The 22,824-nt window shown below is 65.2% G+C and carries 21 protein-coding genes and 1 pseudogene; 12 read left to right on the top strand and 10 right to left on the bottom strand.

The features are described 5' to 3' along the window. Positions 1-166: 166 nt before the first annotated feature. The 3 genes from ACSQ3E_RS02625 to ACSQ3E_RS02635 all read left to right on the top strand — a co-directional run bounded on the left by ACSQ3E_RS02625 (position 167) and on the right by ACSQ3E_RS02635 (position 4,081). Positions 167-1,831 (top strand): Na/Pi cotransporter family protein, encoded by a 1,665-nt coding sequence (locus tag ACSQ3E_RS02625; RefSeq protein WP_436121506.1) that lies wholly within the window; start codon positions 167-169, stop codon positions 1,829-1,831. 313 nt (positions 1,832-2,144) lie between these two features. Beyond that, a complete protein-coding gene (locus tag ACSQ3E_RS02630; protein WP_436121507.1) occupies positions 2,145-3,308 on the top strand; it encodes an amidohydrolase in 1,164 nt (387 codons plus the stop codon). Between the two features lie 188 nt (positions 3,309-3,496). Continuing rightward, positions 3,497-4,081, top strand: a complete 585-nt coding sequence (locus ACSQ3E_RS02635) for a glyoxalase superfamily protein (RefSeq protein WP_436121508.1) — start codon at positions 3,497-3,499, stop codon at positions 4,079-4,081. Positions 4,082-4,184: 103 nt separating this feature from the next. On the opposite strand, the gene ACSQ3E_RS02640 is transcribed toward ACSQ3E_RS02635, so the two are convergent. After that, complete coding sequence (locus ACSQ3E_RS02640) at positions 4,185-4,634, bottom strand: GatB/YqeY domain-containing protein (RefSeq protein WP_310316585.1); 450 nt, start codon at positions 4,632-4,634, stop codon at positions 4,185-4,187. A 289-nt stretch (positions 4,635-4,923) separates the two neighbouring features. Here ACSQ3E_RS02640 and carA point away from each other — a divergent pair, with 289 nt between their 5' ends. From carA to ACSQ3E_RS02675, 7 genes and pseudogenes are all read left to right on the top strand, one after another. Next, positions 4,924-6,126, top strand: coding sequence for a glutamine-hydrolyzing carbamoyl-phosphate synthase small subunit (gene carA / locus ACSQ3E_RS02645; RefSeq protein WP_310316582.1), 1,203 nt, complete (start codon positions 4,924-4,926; stop codon positions 6,124-6,126). Between the two features lie 151 nt (positions 6,127-6,277). Next, positions 6,278-6,565, top strand: a pseudogene (locus tag ACSQ3E_RS02650) (MFS transporter); the annotation flags it as partial. A gap of 247 nt (positions 6,566-6,812) precedes the next feature. Beyond that, positions 6,813-7,370, top strand: a complete 558-nt coding sequence (msuE, locus tag ACSQ3E_RS02655; protein WP_436121509.1) for an FMN reductase — start codon at positions 6,813-6,815, stop codon at positions 7,368-7,370. A 90-nt stretch (positions 7,371-7,460) separates the two neighbouring features. After that, positions 7,461-8,825, top strand: coding sequence for an LLM class flavin-dependent oxidoreductase (locus ACSQ3E_RS02660; protein WP_436121510.1), 1,365 nt, complete (start codon positions 7,461-7,463; stop codon positions 8,823-8,825). A gap of 22 nt (positions 8,826-8,847) precedes the next feature. After that, the gene (locus ACSQ3E_RS02665) at positions 8,848-9,699 is read left to right on the top strand and encodes an ABC transporter permease (RefSeq protein ID WP_310316569.1); all 852 of its coding nucleotides are present in this window, start codon (positions 8,848-8,850) and stop codon (positions 9,697-9,699) included. A gap of 36 nt (positions 9,700-9,735) precedes the next feature. Continuing rightward, positions 9,736-10,740, top strand: coding sequence for an ABC transporter substrate-binding protein (locus tag ACSQ3E_RS02670; RefSeq protein ID WP_436121511.1), 1,005 nt, complete (start codon positions 9,736-9,738; stop codon positions 10,738-10,740). A gap of 54 nt (positions 10,741-10,794) precedes the next feature. Further along, complete coding sequence (locus tag ACSQ3E_RS02675; RefSeq protein ID WP_436121512.1) at positions 10,795-11,565, top strand: ABC transporter ATP-binding protein; 771 nt, start codon at positions 10,795-10,797, stop codon at positions 11,563-11,565. A 94-nt stretch (positions 11,566-11,659) separates the two neighbouring features. On the opposite strand, the gene ACSQ3E_RS02680 is transcribed toward ACSQ3E_RS02675, so the two are convergent. From ACSQ3E_RS02680 to ACSQ3E_RS02720, 9 genes are all read right to left on the bottom strand, one after another. Next, positions 11,660-12,259 carry a YdeI/OmpD-associated family protein gene (locus ACSQ3E_RS02680; protein ID WP_436121513.1) on the bottom strand — a complete coding sequence of 200 codons (600 nt, stop codon included), beginning with the start codon at positions 12,257-12,259 and terminating at the stop codon, positions 11,660-11,662. Then, positions 12,259-13,515, bottom strand: coding sequence for a TCR/Tet family MFS transporter (locus ACSQ3E_RS02685; RefSeq protein ID WP_436121514.1), 1,257 nt, complete (start codon positions 13,513-13,515; stop codon positions 12,259-12,261). Before ACSQ3E_RS02685 ends, ACSQ3E_RS02680 begins: the two co-directional genes overlap by 1 nt. A gap of 186 nt (positions 13,516-13,701) precedes the next feature. Further along, on the bottom strand, positions 13,702-14,619 hold the full coding sequence (locus ACSQ3E_RS02690; protein ID WP_436121515.1) for an aldo/keto reductase: 918 nt from the start codon (positions 14,617-14,619) through the stop codon (positions 13,702-13,704). An 11-nt stretch (positions 14,620-14,630) separates the two neighbouring features. Beyond that, complete coding sequence (ypfJ, locus tag ACSQ3E_RS02695; protein ID WP_436121516.1) at positions 14,631-15,542, bottom strand: KPN_02809 family neutral zinc metallopeptidase; 912 nt, start codon at positions 15,540-15,542, stop codon at positions 14,631-14,633. Between the two features lie 117 nt (positions 15,543-15,659). After that, positions 15,660-15,848 carry a hypothetical protein gene (locus tag ACSQ3E_RS02700; RefSeq protein WP_436121517.1) on the bottom strand — a complete coding sequence of 63 codons (189 nt, stop codon included), beginning with the start codon at positions 15,846-15,848 and terminating at the stop codon, positions 15,660-15,662. 176 nt (positions 15,849-16,024) lie between these two features. After that, complete coding sequence (locus ACSQ3E_RS02705) at positions 16,025-16,906, bottom strand: hypothetical protein (RefSeq protein WP_436121982.1); 882 nt, start codon at positions 16,904-16,906, stop codon at positions 16,025-16,027. Continuing rightward, entirely contained in the window at positions 16,866-19,409 is a 2,544-nt protein-coding gene (locus ACSQ3E_RS02710) for an AMP-binding protein (RefSeq protein ID WP_436121518.1), read from the bottom strand. The genes ACSQ3E_RS02705 and ACSQ3E_RS02710 overlap by 41 nt, the downstream gene beginning before the upstream one ends. Before the next feature lie 146 nt (positions 19,410-19,555). Beyond that, on the bottom strand, positions 19,556-20,272 hold the full coding sequence (locus tag ACSQ3E_RS02715; protein WP_436121519.1) for a class I SAM-dependent methyltransferase: 717 nt from the start codon (positions 20,270-20,272) through the stop codon (positions 19,556-19,558). Positions 20,273-20,346: 74 nt separating this feature from the next. Further along, a complete protein-coding gene (locus ACSQ3E_RS02720) occupies positions 20,347-21,519 on the bottom strand; it encodes an MFS transporter (RefSeq protein WP_436121520.1) in 1,173 nt (390 codons plus the stop codon). Positions 21,520-21,666: 147 nt separating this feature from the next. On the opposite strand from ACSQ3E_RS02720, the gene ACSQ3E_RS02725 reads away from it, so the two are divergent. Both ACSQ3E_RS02725 and ACSQ3E_RS02730 read left to right on the top strand, forming a co-directional pair. Then, positions 21,667-22,008, top strand: coding sequence for an ArsR/SmtB family transcription factor (locus ACSQ3E_RS02725; RefSeq protein ID WP_436121521.1), 342 nt, complete (start codon positions 21,667-21,669; stop codon positions 22,006-22,008). Positions 22,009-22,010: 2 nt separating this feature from the next. After that, a complete protein-coding gene (locus ACSQ3E_RS02730) occupies positions 22,011-22,766 on the top strand; it encodes a metallophosphoesterase family protein (RefSeq protein ID WP_436121522.1) in 756 nt (251 codons plus the stop codon). Positions 22,767-22,824 lie beyond the last annotated feature (58 nt).

The raw sequence follows: 22,824 nt of genomic DNA on the forward strand, positions 1-22,824 counted from the left end.
TGGATGATCGCATCTTGCGATCCCGTGCACACGTGTGCAGTATGGACGAAAAATATTATCCGGCTAATCTAAATGGCATGCTCATGACAGTGATTCGCATCCGCGCACGAACCGTCGCGGCCGCCTCCCCGACAGCCCCCGGCTGCATGCCCATCGGGTGCTCCCGATGAGCGGCTCCGTCGTCCTGTTGCATCTCGCCGGTGCTGTCGCCCTGCTGTTGTTTGCCACCCGCATGGTGCGCACCGGCGTCGAGCGCGCCTATGGCGACGTGCTGCGCCACAAGCTGCGCAACACCATGCGCAACCCGATCCTCGCCGTGCTTGCCGGCACGGCCTTGGCAATCGCCTTCCAGAGCTCGACCGCCGTCACCCTGCTGGTCGGCTCCTTCGCCGGCGCCGGCATCGTCAGCGGCATCGCTGGCCAGCTGGCCGTGCGCGGCGCGGAAATCGGCTCAGCGCTGGTCATCAAGATCCTGACCTTCGACCTGTCGCTCTTGGTGCCGTTGTGCCTCGTCGCCGGCACCACGATGTTCCTCGCCACCGACAGGCGTAGCTGGCAGCAGACCGGGCGCATCCTCGTCGGCATCGGCCTTCTCGTGCTGTCGCTCGAAATGGTCGGCCAGGCCTCCGAGCCGCTGCGCGAGAGCAAGCTTTTGCCGGTCATCATCGACTATTTCGCCGGCGACCCCATCACCGCCTATTTGCTCGCGGCCATCGTCACCTGGCTGTTCCATTCCTCGATCGCCGCCGTGCTGTTGATCGTCACCCTTGCCGGCCGCGGATTCGTTCCGCCCGAACTCGGCATCGTGCTTGTGCTCGGCGTCAATCTCGGCAGCTCGATCATCGCGCCCCTACTCACCCGCAACGCCGAGCCCGGCGTGCGTGTCGTGCCGATCGGCAACCTGCTGATGCGCGGCGCCGGCTCGCTGGTCATGCTGGTGGCGTTCCTTTGGATCAAACCCTCGACCGCCTTCCTCGGCTCGACTGGTCCCGACCAGATTATTAACGCCCACATCCTGTTCAACTGCATCATCCTGGTCGCCGGCATCCCGCTCGCCAAACTCGTCTACAGCGCCTCGGAAAAGATCGTGGCGCTCGGCACCAAGACCGATCCCGCCAAGGAGATGGCGGTCGCCGAACTTAGTGCGCTCAATGAAGCCGCCCTCGACACACCCTCGCAGGCACTGGCCAACGCGACGCGCGAGACGGTGCGTGTCTGCGAAACCGTCGAGATCATGCTCCAGCGCATCATCGAGCTCTACGAAAAGCCCGACGCCGACAAGATCAAGGCGCTGGCCTCGCTCGACGACCGCGTCGACCGCAAGCATGCGGCGATCAAGCTCTACCTCGCCAAGGCGACGATCCGGCCAATGACCGAAGACGAAGCGCTGCGCTGCCAGGAACTGCTCGGCGCCTGCGTCAAGCTCGAGCAGGTCGGCGACATCATCGTGCGCAACATGCTGGCCCATGTGCAGAAGAAGCTCGACCGCGGCCTCGAATTCACGCCTGAGGGCTGGCGCGAGCTGACCTCCTTCCACGCCTCGGTCATGGCCAATGCGCGCCTTGCCTTCAACGTGCTGGTCTCGCGCGACGCCAACACCGCCCGCCAGCTCGTGCTCGAAAAGGACAGGCTGCGCGACGTCGAGAAGCAGACCAGCCAGAGCCATTTCCTGCGCCTGCGCGACGGCACCATCAAGAGCGTCGAGACGAGCTCGATCCACCTCGACACCATCCGCGACCTCAAGCAGATCAACTCCCTGCTCGCCTCGATGGCCTATCCGGTGCTGGAGGAACAAGGCCTGCTGAGGGGCTCGCGCCTCAAGGCAAGCTGAGCGACTATCCGTCTGCGAACGCCGTCATCCCGGAAACAGAAGCGCAGCGGAGGTTATCCGGGACCCATTGACTGGAACATCGTCTGGCACAGCCGGGTCCTTGCCATAGTGCATCTCGCCGTCGCCTCCACGAGCCCATAACCCGGCCGCGCTCATCAATAGGTCCCGGGTCTCACTTCGTTCGCCCGGGATGACGGCAGCGCTGGATTGCGCTCTCACCACAGAACCCGCAGTCCCTGGCCCCACCAACCGCTCTTGCCTGCCACCGCCAATCCGGGCGACGCTGCACCCTCCAGTCTAGGGGATTTGCACAATGGCCGCGCTCGACCAGAAAAACCTCGTCGCCGAGATGACCGGCTGGCGGCGTGACCTGCATGCCCATCCCGAATTCGGCTTCGAGGAGAAGCGCACCGCAGCCTTCGTCGCCGCTCAGCTCCGAGCCTTCGGCCTCGACGAGGTCGTCGAGGGCATCGGCGGCACCGGCGTCGTCGGCACATTGCGCCGTGGCAGCGGCAACCGGGCCATCGCACTCCGCGCCGACATGGACGCCTTGCGCATTACCGAGCAGGCCAGCCACGACCATCCCTCGCAAAATCCCGGCGTCATGCACGCCTGCGGCCATGACGGCCACACCACCATGCTCCTGGGAGCGGCAAAGCTTCTCGCCAGCGAAGGCGGCTTCGACGGCACGGTCCGCTTCATCTTCCAGCCGGCCGAGGAGTGGGGCAAGGGCGCGCTCGCCATGCTCGACGACGGCCTGATGGCGCGTTTTCCCTTCGACGAGATCTATGGCCTGCACAACATGCCCGGCCTGCCGGTCGGCCATTTCGAGACCCGCCCCGGTCCGATCATGTCGGCGGAGGATAATTTCGAGATCGTGCTGCGCGGCCTTGGCGGCCACGCCGCCCGACCGCATCTCGGCCGCGAAGTGCTGGTTGCCGCCTGCGCCGTCGTCACAAACCTGCAGACCATCGTTTCGCGCCGACTGAGCCCGGCCGACATCTCGGTCGTCTCGGTCACCGAACTCATCACCGACGGCACTCGCAACGCCCTGCCCGGCTTCGCCCGCATCTTAGGCGACGCCAGAAGCTTCCGCCCCGAGGTGAGCGCCGAGATCGAAAGGCAGATGCGCATCATCGCCGAAGGCACCGCACTCACCCACAACTGCACGGCCGAGGTGACCTACACCAGGGAGTTCGTGCCGCTGGTCAACGACACCGAGGCCACGGCCGCTGCGGTCGAAGCTGCCGCCACGGTGTTTGCCTCAGGCGCAGTCAACGGTAAGGGCGAGATCGTCACCGCTTCCGAGGATTTCGCCCGCTTCCTCGATCATGTGCCCGGCTGCTTCGCCTACATCGGCAACGGCGAAACGTCTGCGCCGCTGCACAACCCATCCTTCGACTTCAATGACGATGCCCTCATCCACGGCACCCGCTTCCATGCCGCCATCGTGCGCCAACGATTGCCGGTGACGTGAACTCGGAAATGGCGACAGACTTGCCCGAATCGACCGGGTCGGCAAAAATCAACCCAGGCCGTGCAGCCTGCCGCTCGCTCCTATCCGGATTGGCGAATGCACCAGAAAACCTGGTTTGACCCTTGGGGTGACCGTCGGCAATGCGAGCACTGACGCTGAATGTCACCCCTTTTCCAAGGGAACATCCCATGCCACCGCTTGATCGCGTGAAATCCATGGCCAAGGAGCTGCGCGCCAGCCTGGCCGCGCAAGACATCTACCTCGCCCACAGCGCCTGTCTCGAGATCGTCGCCCGTCAGCTCGGCCACGACAACTGGAACACCCTCAAGGCGACCTTCGACGCCAAGGCCGAACTGGCAATCTCGATCGTCGTCGAGCACGGCCGCGAGGAGGAAGCGGCCGCCTTCTACCAAAGGGCGTTCGGCGCCGTTCGCCGCGGATTCTACCTCTTCGAGGGCGCTCCGATCTCGATCGACCTCCAGATCTGCGATCTCGCTGTCCAAGTCGGCGGTGCCAATCCGCGCCGCGAACTGGAACCGATGCGCGGCGGGCCGTTCTTTCCCAAGGCCCATGGCGCGGTCAGCGCCGTCTTCATCCTTGATGTCGCCAACGCCGAGACCGCGCTGCATCGGGCAGTCGATGCCGGAGCAACCATCCGGGGAGAGCTTGCCATAGCGACCGACGGCCGCCGTGGCGCCACCGTGTTCGACCCGTTCGGCCACATCTGGGGCCTGCGCGACAGGGCGCCGGCCAAGCTCCGCCGCGCCGCCTGATCCCGCAGGGGAGAAGGAAAGGCTGCAATCTCCCCCAAAAGAAACCGCCCCGGCCGCATCGCAGCCGGGGCGTTCCTGTTCACATGGCCGGAGCCGACAAAACCTACTGCAGCAGTTCCTTGACGATGCCGCTGGCTTTGCCGAAATCCATCTGGCCGGGATAGCGCTCCTTGAGCGCGTTCATGCAGCGGCCCATGTCACGCAAGCCGTCGGCACCGACTTCCGAAATCACCTGCTGTGCTGCGCTGCGCACCGCGCCCTCCTCCATCTGCTTGGGCAGGAAGTCGGAGATGATGGCGATTTCGTCGCGCTCCTGGGCAGCAAGCTCCAGCCGCGAGCCTTCCTCGAAGGCCTTGGCCGATTCCTGGCGTTGCTTGACCATCTTGGTCAGGATCTGCAGGATTTCCTCGTCGGTGACAGGGTCCTTGCCGACACCGCGATGGGCGATGTCGCGGTCCTGGATGGCCGCCTGGATCAGCCTCAGCGTCGAGGTGCGGCGCTTGTCGCCGGTCTTCAATGCAGTCTTCAGTGCCTCGGCGAGTGTCTCGCGCATGGCCGTTACTCCTGAACGTGTCGCAAACAATAGCGCCGACCTGCCACAGTGGCAAACCCAATGACAATGGCCAACTTCCTGTTTTTGCTAGGAAAAATAATTGGCCACGAATCCCGGCCCGGTCATTGACCATATGCCGGCCTTCGCCTATTGTCCGCGCCTTGCAAGGACTTGTTTGTTTTGTGCACGGGGCCCGCCAAACGGTGGTCGTCCGTGCTTTTCGCTGCGCGATATGGCCCCTTGCGAGCCATTTTTCAAGTCGCGGCGCCCGTTACGCAGGAGCATCGCCATGGCCTCAGAGACCGCCCCCTGGGCAACCGAAGTGCCGACCGCCGTTCTGGTTCTGGCCGACGGCACGGTCATCACCGGCCGAGGCCTCGGCGCCACCGGCAGTGCCGTCGCCGAAGTCTGCTTCAACACCGCCCTGACCGGCTACCAGGAGGTCCTCACCGACCCCTCCTACGCCAGCCAGATCGTCACCTTCACCTTCCCCCATATCGGTAACATCGGCACCAACGATGAAGACATCGAGGACCTGAACCCGGCTGCCCGCTTCGGCGCGGTCGGTGCGGTGTTCAAGGCCGACGTCACCAACCCGTCGAGCTATCGCGCCGCCGGCCATCTCGACCAGTGGCTCAAGCGCCGCGGCATCGTTGCCATGTCCGGTGTCGACACCCGCGCGTTGACCGCCCTGATCCGCGAAAAGGGCATGCCCAACGCCGTCATCGCGCATGCGCCGGACGGCAAGTTCGACATCGAGAACCTGAAGGCCCAGGCTCGTGCCTGGTCGGGCCTCGTCGGCCTCGACCTCGCCAAGGAAGTGACGTCGGGCCAGTCGTCCAGCTGGACCGAGACGCCCTGGGTCTGGAACGAAGGTTATGGCGAGCGGGCTGAAGAGACCATGCACGTCGTTGCCATCGACTACGGCGTCAAGCGCAACATCCTGCGCCTGCTCGCCGGCCTCGGCGCCAAGGTGACGGTCGTTCCGGCCAAGACCTCGGCCGAGGACATTCTGGCGATGAAACCGGATGGCATCTTCCTGTCCAACGGCCCCGGCGACCCCGCGGCAACGGGCGAGTATTCAGTGCCGGTCATCAAGGACCTGCTCAAGACCGAGCTGCCGGTGTTCGGCATCTGCCTCGGCCACCAGATGCTGGCGCTGGCCCTTGGCGGCAAGACGGCGAAGATGCATCAGGGCCACCACGGCGCCAACCACCCGGTCAAGGACCACACCACGGGCAAGGTCGAGATCGTGTCGATGAACCACGGCTTTGCAGTCGACGCCGAGTCGCTGCCCGAGGGCGTCGAAGAGACCCACGTCTCGCTGTTCGACGGCACCAACTGCGGCATCGCACTGACCGGCCGCCCGGTGTTTTCGGTCCAGCATCATCCCGAGGCCTCGCCCGGCCCGCAGGACTCGCACTACCTCTTCCGCCGCTTCGCCAACCTGATCCGCGAACGCCAGGGCGAACCGGCACTCGCCGAGCGCTGAGAGCGGCCACGGCAAGGCAATAAAGAGGCCCCGCTATGTGGGGCCTCTTTTCTTTTGGCCGAAGCAAGTGGCCTTGAAAGGACGTCGCCAAAGCGGTCCGCTTACTTCGGCACCGGAGCGATCAGGAAGGCATTGGCAGCCACTGCCATCTGGCCTCGGCATCGGCATCGCAATGTGGGGCCTGCATATGGGCTTCACTCAGGGCCTGCTGGCGACCCTGATCGCCGAAACCGCACCGGCGGAGCTGCGCGGCACAGCCTTCGGCATGTTCAACCTGGTGACAGGCGCGGCAATTCTTCTGGCCAGCGTCATCGCCGGTGCACTGTGGGACATTGCCGGGCCGCAAGGCACGTTCCTTGCCGGCGCCACATTCACGCTGGTGACATTGGCCGGGCTGTTTTTGGCGCGCACCCACCTGACCACATCGCGACAAGGATAAGTCCCGGGTACCCCCAAGACGCCATCGCCACCCCCTCGCCGGGGCCTGTCGACCGCCCCAAATACCGGCTCTTGCGCGGCGTCATGCCAAATCGCCCAACTGCTGCCGCAGCGTCAAATGAACCAGCCGGGGGCGATCTGCCGCAAACTCAATCCGCTCGCAGCATCGCTTTTGAAATCCTCTCGCTCTTCAATATCTACAAATTCCGTAGAGTTAATAGGTATCGACCGCTGATGAGGATCCGCACATGCCAAGACAACTCGTGGTGGGAATTTCGGGCAACCTGACCCGTCCGTCGAAGACCAGACTGTTCATCGAGCACATTGCAGGCGAGGTCGCCAGGAGCACCGGAGCAGCGGCCGCCACCTACGACATCGAGGATCTTGGCCCGTCCTTCGCCCAGGCACGGCGCGTCAGCGATCTCGCCCCGCCGGCCCGCGCCATCGTCGAGCAGCTGTCCCAGGCCACGGTTCTCGTCGTCGGCTCGCCCACCTTCAAGGGCAGCTACACCGGCCTGTTCAAGCACTTCTTCGACCTGCTCGACCCCAATTCGCTGAAGGGCAAGCCGGTGATCCTGGCGGCGACCGGCGGCGGCGAGCGCCATTCGCTGATCGTCGAGCACCAGCTTCGCCCGCTGTTCGGCTTCTTCGAAGCGCTGACCATCCCGACCGCCATCTACGCCTCCGACAGGGATTTCGCCGACGGCGCCCTTGTCTCCGAGGCGATCCGCGCCCGCGCCCAGCAGGCGGTCGCCGAGGCCTGTCGTGTCGCACAGGTGCGCGACAGCGTCGACCTCGCTGCCTGATCTAGCCCTCACCGTTCCATTCCCTGACACGACCGGCCTGCGGCACGCACCGCGGGATCGACCTTTGTCGTCTTTTCCAGGAGATCCCCCATGACCAGACAGACCAAGCCCAGACAGATCAAGCTCGGCGCCTTCCTGCCCGGTGGCGGCCAGCATATCGCCGCCTGGCGTCACCCCGGCTCACCGGCCGACGGCGCGACCAATTTCGCCTTTCACACCGAGCTTGCGCAGACCGCCGAACGTGGCCTGTTCGATGCCTATTTCCTGGCCGACAATCTGTCGGTCGGCCTCGGCGGGCGTGAAGGCGGCAACGCCAAGATCGCCGGCTTCGAGCCGGTCACGCTGTTTGCCGCATTGGCGCCGCTGACCACGCATCTCGGCTTCATCGCCACCGCCTCCACCACCTACGAGGAGCCCTACACGCTTGCCCGCAAGTTCGCCTCGCTCGACCATCTGTCGAATGGCCGCGCAGGCTGGAACGTCGTGACGTCGGCCGGCGACGACACCGCGCGCAACTTCAATCGCGACAAGCAGCCCGACCATGCCGACCGCTACGCCCGTGCCAGGGAGCATGTCGACACCGTCAAGGCGCTGTGGGACAGCTGGGAGGACGACGCCTTCATCCGCGACAAGCAGACCGGGCGCTTCTACGATCCCGCCAAGGTCCACGACATCGACCACAAGGGCGCGCATTTCGCCGTCAAGGGACCGCTCAACGTCCCGCGCCCCGTCCAGGGCCATCCGGTCGTGGTCCAGGCCGGCCAGTCGGAAGACGGGCGCAGGCTTGCCGCCCTGTCCGCCGAAGTCATCTTCACCGCGCACCAGAGCCTCGCTTCGGCGCAGGAGTTCTATCGCAACATCAAGGCCCGTGTGCTGGCCGAGGGCCGCGTTCCGGACCACGTGCTGATCATGCCCGGCGTCGCCCCCTTTGTCGGCCGCACCGAGGCCGAGGCGCGCGCCAAATACGACAAGCTCAACGAACTGATCCTGCCCGAGGACGGTGTTGCCCTGCTCAACGGGCTTGCCGGCGGCACGCTTGACCTCAGGGGCTACCCGCTCGACGGCCCGCTACCGAGGAGTGCCGAGACTGAGGGCATGAAGAGCCGCCAGGCCCTGATCCGCCAGATCGCCGACGAGCACGACTTCACCATCCGCGAGCTCTACCAGTGGGTCGCCACCGCGCGTGGCCACTACACCGTCGTCGGCAGCGCCACGCAGGTCGCTGACCAGCTTGAGGAGTGGTTCCACAACGAGGCTGCCGACGGCTTCAACATCCTGCCGCCATGGCTGCCCGGCGCGCTCGACGATTTCGTCGATCTGGTCGTCCCCGAGCTGCAGCGGCGCGGCCTGTTCCGCACCGCCTATGAGGGCCGCACGCTTCGCGAGAACCTTGGCCTGCCCCGCCCGCAAAATCCCTGGACCGCAAGCCGCAGCTCGCTGCAGGCCGCTGAATAATCCCGAGAGCGAGGGCAAGATCATGAGTTTGCAACACATCGAACAGCCGAGCGTGCTTGGCGCCGGCATCGGCGACAACAGCTTTGGCCACGAGCTGGTGCAGCGCGGCGGCCGCGCTGCCGCACACTTCCTGTCGCGTTACGGCGTGCTCGCCGGCTTCCTCGCGCTCTGGCAGGTGGCGAGCCATGCCGGCTGGGTCAATCCGGCGGTCATTCCGCCGCCGGATGCCATCATAGCAGCGCTGTGGGACGGCATTGCGGGCGGCGCGCTGCTCGACGACATCGCCATTTCGCTGCAGCGATCGGGCACGGCCTTCGTTGCCGCCGTCTTCGTCGCGATCCCGCTCGGCCTGTTCATGGGCCAGGTCCGCTCCGTCGAGCGCGCGCTCGATCCGATCCTGCAGGTCTTCCGCCAGACCTCGGCGCTCGCGCTCTACCCCGTCTTCATCCTGCTGCTCGGCCTGGGCGAGGCGTCCAAGGTCTTCGTCATCTTTTGGGCGACGCTGTTTCCGCTGCTGCTCAACACCATCGGCGGCGTCAAGGAGGTCGATCCCAAGCTGATCGAGATGGCACGCGTCTATGGCGCTTCCAGACTCACCGTGTTCCGCCGCGTCGTGCTGCCGGGTGCGGTGCCGTCGATCTTCGTCGGCCTCAGGCTGTCGGCCACCACGGCCCTGCTACTGCTCATCGCCTCCGAGATGATCGGCGCCAACAGGGGCGTCGGCTTCCAGGTGATGAACGCGCAATACAACTTCCAGATCCCGCTGATGTTCGCGGCCATCGTCCTGCTCGCCGGCCTCGGCCTCGTCTCCAACTACGCGCTCGTCCTGCTGCAGCGCCGGCTTTGCCGGTGGAGCAACGCCACCGCCGCCTGACGCATTCCCTTTCGCCCCCAATCAAGGATACCGACAATGACCTTCCGATTTCGTACCCTCAGCATCAGCACGCTTGTCGCCGGCAGCCTGTTCGCCGCCGGCCTCGCCGGCACCGCCTTCGCCCAATCGCCCGAAACGGTGAAGATCCGCTACCTCTCCAGCCAGGGCAGCATTTCGCCGCACGAGCTGGCCAACGAGCTCGGCTATTTCAACGGGCTCGGCATCGAGTTCGAAAATGTCGGCTACGCCCAGGGCGGCCCGGCCTCGCTGTTCGCGCTGGCCGCCGGCAGCGTCGACCTCGGCTCCGCGGCGACTTCGGCGGTGGTCAACTCGATCGCCGGCGGCAACGACTTCATCGCCGCCTATCCCAGCAACGGCATCAACGACAAGGTCCAGAGCGTCTTCTACGTGCTCGAGGACAGCCCGATCAAAACGGTCGCCGACATCGCCGGCAAGTCGATCGCCGTCAACACGCTCGGCGCCCATCTCGACTATACGGTGCGCGAGGCGCTGCATCAGGCGAAGCTGCCGCAGAATGCCGCCAACCTCGTCGTGGTTCCCGGTCCGCAGCTCGAACAGACCCTGCGTTCCGGCCAGGTCGACATCGCAGCCCTCGGCTACTGGCAGGCCACTTTCGAGGGTCTGCTGAAGGAACATGGCGGCGTCCGCGCCATCTTCGACGACACCGACGTGCTGGGCGAAATCGCCGGTGGCTTCGTCGTGCTGCGCCGCGACTTCGTCAAGGCTCACCCCGACGCTGCCCGCAACTTCGTCGAACAGTCGACCCGTGCCGCCGAATGGTCGCGCCAGAACCCCGATGAGGCGCGCAAGGTGCTGGCATCCATCCTGTCGAAGCGCGGCGAGAACGCCGAGCTGGCCAAGTACTGGACCGGATTCGGCCTCCGCGAAGGCGCGCAGGCGGTCCCCCGCGACCTCGACTTCTGGATCGCCGTGCTCGAACGCGAAGGGTCACTGCCCAAGGGCAAGCTCAAGGCCGCCGACCTGCTGTTCCAGCCCAACGCCGAAGCCAAATCGAACTGAGCCCGCAGGGGACCGGCCCAAAACATCAGGGCCAATGACATCGGGGAAAGAAAAATGACCAGCATCGACAGCAGCCGCCGCGGCGAGGTTTCGATCCGCGACCTCTCGAAATCTTTCGCCATCAACGGCCGCCCGCTGGCGGTGCTCAAGGGCCTGAACCTCGACATTCGATCCGGCGAATGCCTTGTCATCGTCGGCGCTTCGGGATCGGGCAAGACCACGCTGCTGCGTGTGCTTGCCGGCCTCGAAGCGGCCGATGGCGGCCGGGTGCTGATCGATGGCGAGCCAGTGCATGGCGTCGGCTCCGACCGCGCCGTGATCTTCCAGGAACCGCGGCTGCTGCCCTGGCTGACGGTGCTCGGCAATGTCGCCTTCGGCCTCGAGGTGCGCGGCGAGCAGCGCGCCCGGGCCGAAGAGCGGGCCCGCGACTATATAGGGCTCGTCGGTCTCGACGACTTCACCGACGCCTATCCCAGGCAACTCTCGGGCGGCATGGCCCAGCGCGTCGGCATCGCTCGGGCGCTCACCGTGCAGCCCGAGATTCTTTTGCTCGACGAGCCGCTCGGCGCGCTCGACGCCATGACCAAGATCACCATGCAGGAAGAGCTCGCCCGAATCTGGAGCGAGGAGAACGTCACCATGGTCATGGTCACCCATGATCTCGAGGAAGCGGTCTATCTCGCCGACCGGGTGCTGGTGCTGCCCAAGGAAAAGGGCGCCGCCGCCCGCCTGATCGACATCGACCTGCCCCGCCCGCGCGACCGCAGCGAACCCCGCTTCGTTCGTTACCGCGAGGAACTGCTGCGCGAGTTCGGGCTGCATTGAGCCTGGGGGACACAGCGGACGGTGACGTCGGCAGGTGTTTCGACAATCCCGCTGACAAGGTGCTAGGCGGGACAATCCATCCCGCCCTTCCCGCTCACTTCTTGCCTTGCGGGTAGATCGTCTCGCCGCGTTTCAGCATGGCGACGAAGGTCTCGATCTTCTTCCGGCGTCCGGCCTCGGTCTTCATGTTGTGGGTGCGGAAGGCCAGGGCGAAGCGGTTCTGCTCGCTGAGCTTGGCAAGCATTGCCTTCGCCTCGGGCTCGGCGTCGATCGCCGCCTGGAGATCGGCGGGGATCAGCATGTCCTTGCCGCTCTTGTAGGCCTTTTCCCAGCGGCCGTCGGCCTTGGCCGCCTCGACCTGCTTCATGCCGTGCTCGGTCATCCGCCCCTCGGCGACCAAGCGCGGGATGCTGTCGACATTGATCTGGCTCCAGGTACCCTTCTTGCCGCGCGGCGAGTAGCGCTGCAGGAAACTCTTGTCGTCGAACCCCTTGCGCACGCCGTCGATCCAGCCCCAGCACAGGACGACCTCGATCGCCTCCTTCGGCGTGATCGAGGCCAGCCCCGATCCGACCTTGTGGACCTTGATCCAGACCTCGTCCTGGCTGTCGTGGTTTCGGCCCAGCCAGGCATAAAAGGCAGCCGAATCGGCGAATTCGTGAACCTTGCCAGGATCGACATAAACCGGTGCCATCAGTTGACCTGCTCCACTTCGACGGCGGCGACCTTGCTGGTTGCCGGCCGTTCGACCTTCAAAATGAACACCAGCAGCGCCAGGCTGATGAAGACCCCACCGACGGCATAAGGAGCGCCGGCAAACGTCACCGGCGCGCTCGGCCCGGTGAACCAGGCGAAGATGCCGGTGTAGAGCAGCGGCGTGATGATGCTGGTGATCGAAAACAGGCTAGTCATCGCGCCCTGCAATTCGCCCTGCGCATCCGGCGGCACCTTGGCCGCGGCCAGGCTCCTGAGCGGTGGGTCGGCGAGTGCTTCCAGGCAAGTCACCACTATGACCGCATAGATCATCCAGCCCTGCCATGCCGCGGCATAACCGAAGGCGGCGATAGCGGTGAAGCCGAGGCCGATCACTGCCGTGCGCCACTCACCCAGCCGGGGGATGACCCGCGGCAGCACCAGGGCCATGACGAGCGCGCCGCCAAGGCCGAACACGCCCAGCGAGAAGCCGATCTGCCGTTCGCTCCAGCCATAGCGGTAGCTGCTGACGAACGACCAGACCGCCGGATACATCATGTGGCCGAGCGCCATCAGGAAGAACACCAGCCCGATCCAGCCGACGCCCTTGTATTTGCGCATCTGCTTAAGCGCGCCGAGCGGGTTGGCGCGGCGCCATTCGAAGGCGCGCCGGTTATGCCGCGCCAGCGTCTCGGGCAGGAAAAACAGCGCGACCAGGAAATTGACGAAGGCAAGTGCCGCCGCCCCCCAGAACGGCACGCGCGGCCCGAACTCGCCAAGGAAGCCGCCCAGCACCGGCCCGATGATGAAGCCGACGCCGAAGGCGATGCCGAGCAGGCCGAAATTCTTGGCCCGGTTGTCGTCGTTCGAGACGTCGGCGATGAAGGCGGCGGCCGTCGAATAGCTCGCGCCGCTGATGCCGGCGAGCACGCGGCCGACGAAGAGCATCGGATAGGACCAGGCTAGCGCGCAGATGGCGTTGTCGATGGAAAAGGTCAGCACCGAGGCGAGCAGGATCGGCCGACGTCCGAAACGGTCGCTGAGATTGCCCATCAGCGGCGCAAACAGGAACTGCATCGCCGCATAGGCGAAGAACAGCCAGCCGCCCTCGATCGCCGCCTCGCCGACGCCAACGCCGGTCAGTTCCTGCAGGAAGGCCGGCAGCACCGGCATGATGATGCCGAAGCCGATGATGTCGAGCAGCAATGTGACGAAGACGAGCGCAAGGCCTCGCTTCGCGGTCTTCTCATCAACCATGTCGAACCCACAGGCGCCGCTCGAGGCCGCGACGATCAGTCAAGTTGCGCTGGCATCTGCATCCGCGTGGGATGCCAAAGCACCAGCTTCGAACCGCCGGGGGCATGCGGAAAACTGCTTATAAGCGAAGCAACCATCAAGAACAATACAAGAACATATCAATTTTGTTCATGGCCGCGCGGAACATTACGGGACCGCCTGGCCCTCGCTCGCCTCGAGAATGGCGAACCACTGCTGGCGGTCGAGCGCAACGTCGAGCGCCTTGACCAGCCCGGCCAACCGCTCCGGCTTCATCGTGCCGAGCACCGGCACTAGCCGCGCCGGATGCCTGAGCAGCCAGGCGATGGCAACCGTCGAAATGTCGCCGACACCGGTCTCGGCGGCAACCGCCTGGAGCGCTGCCCGCACCCTTTGCTCGCGCACGCCCTCGCTGGTGAACAGCGAACCGCCGCCCAGCGGCGACCAGATCATCGGCGCGTAACGCAGCCTCTGCGCATGGTCGAGCCGCCCGTCGGTCAAGGCCGAGGTCTCAAGCACCGAATGCTCGATCTGGTTGGTGACGAGCGGAAACGGCAGCCGCGAGGCCAAGAGGTCGAACTGGGGCGGCGTGAAGTTGGACACGCCCACCGCCCGCACCTTGCCCGCCGCGACCAGCCGCTCGAAGGCACGCGCCACCTCGTCGGCGTCCATCAGCGGGTCGGGGCGATGGATAAGAAGCAGGTCGAGATAGTCGGTGCCAAGGTTCTTCAGCGAGCGCTCGACCGAGGCTTCGATATGGGTGGCACCGGTGTCATAGTGCTTCAGTCGGTTCTGCGGCCGGTTGGGTGTTTCAAGCATGATGCCGCATTTGGAGATCAGCTCGATGCTGTCGCGCCGGCCCTTCCAGCGCGCCAGCCCAGCGCCGAAAGCCTCCTCGACTGCGTAGCCGCCATAGATGTCGGCATGGTCGAAGCTGGTCAGACCGAGATCGACTGATGTATCGATCAGACATGCCACCTCGTCAGCGCCAGGCTTCTGGCCGTCGAGCAGCCGCCAGGCGCCAAAGACCAGCCGCGACAGCGACAGGCCTCTCGGCACCAGCTCGATGCGTGGAGAGACAGCCATCGGACCGGCCGTCAGATCGGATTGTTGAAGGTGTCGCACTCCGACAGCTTGCCGCTCTTGAAGCCGGCGGCGAACCAGCGCTGGCGCTGCTGCGAAGTGCCGTGGTTGAAGCTTTCCGGCACGACATAACCCTGCATGCGCTTCTGCAGCGTGTCGTCGCCGATCTGCTGGGCAGCGTTCAGCGCCTCTTCGATGTCGCCCTGTTCGAGCAGGCCCTTCTGGTCGGTATAGTGGCCCCACACGCCGGCGAAGCAGTCGGCCTGCAGCTCGACGCGCATCGACATCTGGTTGGCGTCGGCCTCGCTCATCTGCTGCCGCATCTGGTTGAACTTGGGCAGGATGCCGGTCAGGTTCTGGACGTGGTGGCCAACCTCATGGGCAATCACATAGGCCTGGGCGAAGTCGCCGGCAGCGCCAAACTGCTTGGCCAGCTGTCCGAAGAAGGCGGTGTCGAGATAGACCTTCTGGTCGCCGGGGCAATAGAACGGGCCGGATGCCGAGGAGGCGAAGCCGCAGGCCGAGCGCACCTGTCCGGAGAACAGCACCAGCTTCGGTTCCTGGTATTTCAACCCCTCAGCCTGGAAGATGCCGTTCCAGGTGTCTTCGGTCTCGGCCAGCACTGTCGAAACGAACTGGGTCATCTCGTCATTGGCGGGCGCACCGCCTTCGCTCACCTGGCCGCCGCCCGAAACCGGGCCACCGTCGCCGCCGGCCAGGATCTGCATCGGGTCAATGCCGCAGGCACGCAGCGCAAAGAACAGGATGACAAGGATGATGATGCCGGACAGTCCGCCGCCGCCCGTCGACATGCGCGGGCCCATCGGCAAGCGTCCGCCACCGAGGCCTCCGCCAAGCCCGCCACCGCCGCCTTGACCGCGCGTATCCTGGACATTGTCACTCTGGCGGCGGCCTCTCCAGCGCATAGGCGTATCCCTCGATGTTGTCGCAGCCTTCGCCGCTCAGTTGAGACAATTAGCTTAACCCCTGCGGCAAGTCACAGGGTTTTTGCTTGGGCCACCCGCCAGACGGGCACCGCCAATTCAGCTTTTCTGCTTGCTGCCCGCGCTCTTGCCATCAGAGCTTTTGGCGCGTTCCTCGAAGCGCTTTTCGCCCTTCTTGAAGTCTTTGCCAGTCTTGGCCTCGACCTTGCGCTCTTCCCGCGCCGCTGCCTTGCGCAGGCCCCTGGCGGCCTCTTTTCCCTTGGCGGTGGGTGCTTGCGTGATCGCCATTGTCGCTTCCTCCTGAAGGCGCCGCAGTCGTGCGGCGCTCAGGCTAACGCGAACCGGCAGCACTCGTTCCCTGGCGGCGCCAGCTCGGCCACGCCGCGACCGTCAGCGCCCTAAGCAGCCATTCCAGTGGACCGTAGGCGTGCAAGAACACAGAACAGACCGGCGTTTTCGATGCGCTAGCGCGGTGATGGCCCTATTGGGTTCACCGTGAAACTGAAGCTGACGTTCATGGTGAAGACGACTAAAAGCCCAACGGCATTGCTCACCACAGCAAGTGCGGCGACCGCCTGTGAGATGTAGTATGCAGATGGCGATTGCCATAGTGAGGCGCAGGCCGCCCCTATAGCCATTAGGTGGAGAACCAGTAGCGCCATCAAGCTCAACTGAAGGGCGACTAGCAAAGAACCAAAAAACCATCGATAACCGCGACCGGGAACAAAAACATCAGGTCTCCAGATGTTCATCTGGCTCCCATAGAGTTTCAGGAAGAACTCAAAGTAGCCCTCACTAGCATTTACAAAATCGGGATCGACTCCTGCCGGCCTGGCGAATTTTTCCCCAAACTTGTTCACGATCGCCAAATAGGCTTGCTCATTAAAGAAGGCCAAGCTCGCGAACATGAAGGCTAAGGAAGCCAAGGTCGTAGCTATCTCCAACCCAGCTGGAACGTCGATGAGATTGATCCCGAGTCCAGGCACCTCGATGGCCCTTCCATACAGAAGAAGCAGGATCGCTGCGTCGAGTATGGCGACGCCCTTGAAGAGCTGGTCCCGCTTTCCAAGCGCCTCCAAGTGCATTTTCTGGAATTTTTCACGGCGATCTTCATTGAAAACGAGCCGCTCCTGATCAAGCGACATCTCATCGTCCAACGTCATCATCAAGCGGACGATCGGCGAGAGCCGAAGAGTAAATTTTCCGTCGGAATCCAAGTTTGCCCCCCAAACAGCGCCAAAAGGCAGCTTAGGCGACGCGGCCATTCGGAAAAAGAGGTACGCGCCCGTCAACAGGCGAAAAGCGCTACTCCGCCGGAGCTGCGTGCGCCCCGAGCGCTGCTCCACCGCTGCGCCTCCTGGCCAGCCATGCCGTCAGCGCCTTCTGGGCATGGAATGCCGCGATGCCGGTCAGGATGCCGGTCGCGACGCTCAGCGTGGTCGGCCACGGCAGCTTGAGCTGCGACAGCAGCAGCTCCGGCACCAGGCGGTGGAACAGGTAGATGTGATAGCCGGCCGCCGCCACCGGCAGGGCCAGTGCCGCGACCTGCTTCGGCACGGTGACGCGCGGGGCGTAGAGCAGCATGGCGACGCAGGCCAGCTGCAGCATGAACTTGACCCAGGACCCGGTCCAGTTGCCGCCCCAATAGGCCATGAACGGAAAGGCCATGGTCGCGACGCCGAGCACCAGAAGGCGCTGCTGCGCCGCCTGCGCATGGAAGACGCACCAGCCGAAGACGGCGAGATAGAACACGTCCGACACGGTGAAGATCTGCACCGCCCCGACAGCCCAGACCTTTGGCGCCAGGATCTTGATCGCGACGGTCACGACGAGCGCCGCAATGCCTGTTGCGAACGGGCTGGCGGCCACCCGTCGCCGCACCGCAGGCAGCGAAAACAGCGCGGCAACGATCAGCATCACCTGCGCATAGGCTTCGACGAACCAGTAGAGGTAAGGCAGCATGTGCTTTGGATCGAAGATGCCGAGATTGCCGACAAGGAACACCGACGGCCACAGCACCTCGCCGCGCGCGAACGAAAAGCCGGCGACCAGCGGCGCATAGACGGCAAGGTTGGCCGCCACCGCGCGCAACAGCCTCGACGTTTCGCCGCGCATCAGGGCTGCGCCATGGAACCGCGCCAGCCCGTAGCCGACCAGCATCACCAGCGCCGCCGCCCCGCCCGGGATCGGCCACAGGGTGGCGTGGTGCAAGACCACAAGCAAGATCGCCAGCGCCCGCATCAGCATGTCGGTGTCGACGACGCGACGATTTCCCTTCTGGCTTCCCAGCCTGGCAAGCGTGCCGACCGGCATCTTCTCCCAGCCCTCGGGGATGCGGCCGAGCTTGCGCTCCAAAGTCAGCGACAGCTGCACGTAGAGCAGCGAGTCCCCACCCAGCACCTCGAAGCTGTCTGACGGCGTCACGCGCCGGGGATAGAAGGCCCGGCCAAACGCCTCGATGATCCCGGCGTCGGCTTTCTGGCTGCGCCGGGCAAGCTGCGCCACGGCCTGGCAGTCGACCTTGCCAGAAGCCAGGCGCGGCAAGGCATCGACCGCCACCGCCTCGACATGCAGCGCCGTCAGGCCGCTTGCCGTAATCATCAGCTTGCAGACGTCTTCGGGCGACTGTCCCGACGAGAACGCCGCGACCAGCCGCCGGTCGTCGCCGGTAACCGCGGCCACGACGCCCCGGCTTGCCAGTGCGTGTTCCACCGCCTCGTGGCTGATCCTCAGGCCTGCGATCTTCGACATGCGCTTGAGGCGTCCGACGACGCGGAACAAGCCGTTTTCGCAACGCTCGGCCAGATCGCCGGTGCGCAGTTCCTCGATCTCCGCGCCGCGTGCCAGGTCGTTGCGGTCGAGCGCGTACCCCATCATCACGTTCGGCCCGCGATAGACGAGTTCGCCCGCCTCGCCGCAGCCCTCGGTCCGGCTTCCGTCCTCCCCGACCAGCGCCAGTTCGCCGCCCGGAATGGCGACACCGATGCTATCGGGGTTATCGGCCAGTGCCTCCGGCGGCACATAGGCGATCCGGGCCGTCGCCTCTGTCTGGCCGTACATCAGGAACAGCTGCCGCCCCGCGGCTTCGAGCCGGCGCTGGAAGGTTTCGGCAAGGCCGGCCGGCATCCGACCGCCCGCGACCGTCATGAAGCGCAGCGACGACAGCTCGTCGACGCTGAAGCCGGTCTTGTCCATCAGCTCGTAGGAATAAGGCACGCCGCTGATGTTGCTGACGCCGGCCGCGCACAGATCGTCAGTGAAGCCCTTGTCCGCCACGCCCTTGGCCGAGACGAACACGCTGGCGCCGACAGCCAGGTGCGAATTGAGCACCGACAGGCCGTAAGAATAATGGAACGGCAGGATCAGCGCCGCGCGGTCTTCAGGCGTCAGAACGAGATAGCTCGCGATCGCCTCCGCGTTGCTCTCGACATTGGTCCGCGACAGCCGGACGAAGCGGCTCCTGCCGGTGCTGCCTGACGTCGCCAACAGCACGGCAAGGTCGGGATGCAGCGCCTCCCCTGCTGACTGGCGCTCAACAATACGCCAGCGTCCGTCGAACGGCCGCGCGCACAAATCGGGGCGAAAATCCTCCTCGAACGCGTCAAACGCCAGAGCATCCCCAGGAGCAATCAGCGCCACAACGTGCCCGCCGGCCCGCGCGGCGAGATAGGCGACGATGGCATGCTCGGAATTGGACGCCTCCAGCGCCACGAGCTTGCGGCCCCCGCCGAACTCCGCCGCCATGGCCGCAACGCGGCGCGAAAGCTCGGCATAGCTGATGGCGGCGCGGCCCGGAAACACCAGCGCCGTCCGTTCGCCAAAACCGGCCAATCTTTGCAGGAAATCCATTCTTCGCCCGCCCCGCCGCTTCGCTTGCAGCCACATGAACGCGCGAGCCGATAGCGTTATTCCTGATAATTTGCATCAAGAAAATGCAAGGCAGCTAATATATAAGCCGGCTGGGGCGGAGCTGACCCTACTGGCAAAGGGACAGTTCAAGCCAGGGTGCGTGCCTTGAGCCAGAGGAACAGCGGCACGCGGGCCCATTTGCGCAGCAGGTCCGAATCGACGCGGTCCGGGATCGGCTCGCGTAATGCAGTGATTGCCAGACCCGCGCCCTCCAGCGCCGCCATATAGTCCTCGAGCGGCTGCGACCAGCCGGCGAAATGCATCGTCAGCCCGTCGCGTTCTTCCTCGCCATCGAAATGCTCGCGGCCAAAATAGCTGCCATCGAGCACGAAGGACGCGTCCGCCCCTTGCCCGTCGAAACGCCCACGGTCCCTGAACGGATGGACCAGCGAAATGAACAGCGTGCCGCCGAGCTTCATCACGCGGCGGATTTCCCCGACCGCCGCCGGCACGTCGTCAACGTCCATCAGCACGTTGTAGGCCATGACAAGGTCGAAGCTGCCGTCGTCGAAGGGCAGGTCATCGACGCCGGCAACGGCATAGTCGTCGGCAGAGTTGGCCTGCGTTGCTGCCTCCACCATCGCCGGCACGACGTCGGTCGCGGTCACATGATAACCCAGCGCCTTCAGTTCGCGCGCCACGCGGCCCTCGCCGCAGCCCACGTCGAGCGCGCGGCCGGAGCCCTCGCCGATGAACCGCGCCAGCCCCTCGCGATAGACCCAGAACGCGTCATGGGCAGGCGAACGCGCCCAGGCGATCCATTGATCGGCAACACGCGCCCAGTGCTCTTTGTCGCTTTTCATCCCGTCGGTCTCCGCTGGGTGTCGCGTCTAGGACGCTTCGCCCAGCGGAGACCGACGGGATGGTTGGGCCAGCCTCACCGGGCAGCGGCGAGCCGGATCGACCTGCTGCTGGCCGCAAGCACGGCCAGCGCCACCAGCGGGAAGGCTGCCGCCACCAGGCCGAGATCGGACGGCCGGGCGAATTCCAGCACCCGGCCGCCGATGACCGTGCCGAAGGCGATGCCGAAATAGAGCGCCGAGGCGTTGAGCGACAGCGTCAGATGCGCGACCTCCGGGCCCATGCCGACGATGCGGCTTGCCTGCGCCGGCGGGAACGCCCAGCCGATGATGCCCCATGGCACCATCAGCGCAATCAGCACCGGGCCGGCGACATGGTGCGGCAGAAGCTTCAACGTCAGGGCAATGGCGATGCAAAAGCCCGACGACATCAACAGCGAGATCACCACCATGCGCGTCGCGCCGATGCGGTCGGCGAGATAACCGCTCGACAGGTTGCCGATGACGGCCCCCACGCCGAAGGCCAGCAGCATGCCTGGCAGTGCGATTTCAGGCAGCCCCGCCCCTTCCAGCGCCAGCGGCGCGATGTAGGAAATCACGGTGAAGCCGCCGGCGAGGTAAAGCAACGTCACCAAAAGCGATGGCAGGATGCCCGGTCGTGCAATGGCGGTGAAACGCTCGGCGAGCGTCAGCTTGATGCCGCGCGAGCCCCTGGGCAACCGCACCCACAGGATCGCCGCGCACGAGATGCCGAGCAGTGCGATGGCAACGAAAGTGCCGCGCCAGCCCCACATGGTGGCGATCAGCGAGCCGACCGGCGCGCCCAGCGCCACGGCGAATGTGGTGCCGCCGACGACAACGGCAATGGCCCGTGCCCGGTGCTCGGGGCCGGCCAGCGACACGGCGGTCGCCTGCGCGGTCGCCGCATAAAGCCCGGCCGACATGCCCATCACGATCTGGGCGACCAGAAGGCCAACGAAGGAGTTGCTCATCGCGGCGATGATGTTGCCCAAGACGAACACAAGCATTGTCGCGGCCAACACGCGGCGGCGGTCGATCTCGCCGGCCAGCGCCGACAGCACCGGCGCGCCGATCGCATAGGCGAGCGAGAACGCCATGATCAGGTAGCCCGCGAACGGTATCGACACATGCGCGTCGCCGGCGATTGCCGGCAGCAAGCTGGAAAACACGAAGCCGACGGTGCTCATCGCGAACGAGCCGACCGCCAGCCAGATAAGGCGCTTGTCCATGACAGGGTCCTTAGTTCAAAATATGTTGAACTATTGAACTTATCCCAGCGTCATGTCAATCTGCATGGCGAACCACTGCTGCCATCCTCATGTCAGCAGGCAGCCCAAAACCTTGAACCGACAAACAAGCGCCGTTACCTTCCGACCATGTCCTTGCCGCACCCAAATCTCGACCAGATCAGCCTCGCCAACGTGCTGTCAGTGCTCGGCGACCAGACCCGACTCGCCATCGTCGGTTACCTCGCTTGCAACGAGGGCGTGGCGGTGAGCTGCGGCCAGTTTTCCGAGTTCGGCTCCAAGACTAACTTGTCCTATCACCTCGCCAAGCTGCGCGAGGCCGGGATCACCCACACCGAGGTGGCGGGCACCAGCCGGCTGATCTCATTGCGCCGCGCCGATCTCGACAGTCGCTTCCCCGGCCTGCTCGATTCGATCATCGCCGCGGCACAGGAACTGCCCGCACTCGAGCGCCTGCGCGACGAGGCCTAAGGATGCGCATTGCCGCCATCGCCGACATCCATGGCAACATCCTTGCGCTGGAGGCTGTGCTCGCCGACCTCGCCCGCCGTGGCGGCGCTGACGTCGTCGTCAATCTCGGCGACCTCGTCTCTGGTCCGCTCTGGCCCGGCGAAACGGCAGCACGGCTGCAGGCCCTGAACTGGCCGACGGTGCGCGGCAACCATGACCGCCGTGTCGCAACCGACCCGCTCGCCGAAATGGGCCCGTCAGACCGTTTCGCCCATGATCGCCTGACGCCCGCCCAGCGCGACTGGCTGGAGGCACTGCCGCTGACGCTGGAGATCGCCCCGTCGGTGCTCGCCTTCCACGCCCGCCCGGATCACGACGAGCGCTACCTCTCCGAGGTCATCGACGAAGGCCAGCTCATCCGCGCGCCGCTGAAAGTCATCGAAAGCCGCCTCAGGCGGATCGATCCGAAATATCGCCTCCTGCTCGCCGGCCACAGCCACCGCGCCGATATCGTCCAGCTCTCCGACGGGCGCCTGCTGTTCAATCCGGGCAGCGTCGGCATCCCCGCCTACAGCGACGACACCGCCCCGGCCCATGTCTCCGAGCAGGGCTCGCCGCTGGCGCGCTATGGCCTCGTCGAGCTCGACGCGAAAGGCGCGGTCGTCGGCATCGATGCCCTCGCCGTCACCTACGACCACGAGGCCGCCGCCCGCCGCGTCGAGGAAAGCGGCCGGCCGGAATGGGCGCATGCCTTGCGCACCGGCTTCATGCCGGACTGAGTAAGTCGGCTGTTCGCCCTCGTCCAGTCCACCACATCGGCAGGTGGACGTGGCGGTC

The organism is Aminobacter sp. LjRoot7 (assembly GCF_964252895.1).
Taxonomy (GTDB): domain Bacteria; phylum Pseudomonadota; class Alphaproteobacteria; order Rhizobiales; family Rhizobiaceae; genus Aminobacter; species Aminobacter aminovorans_B.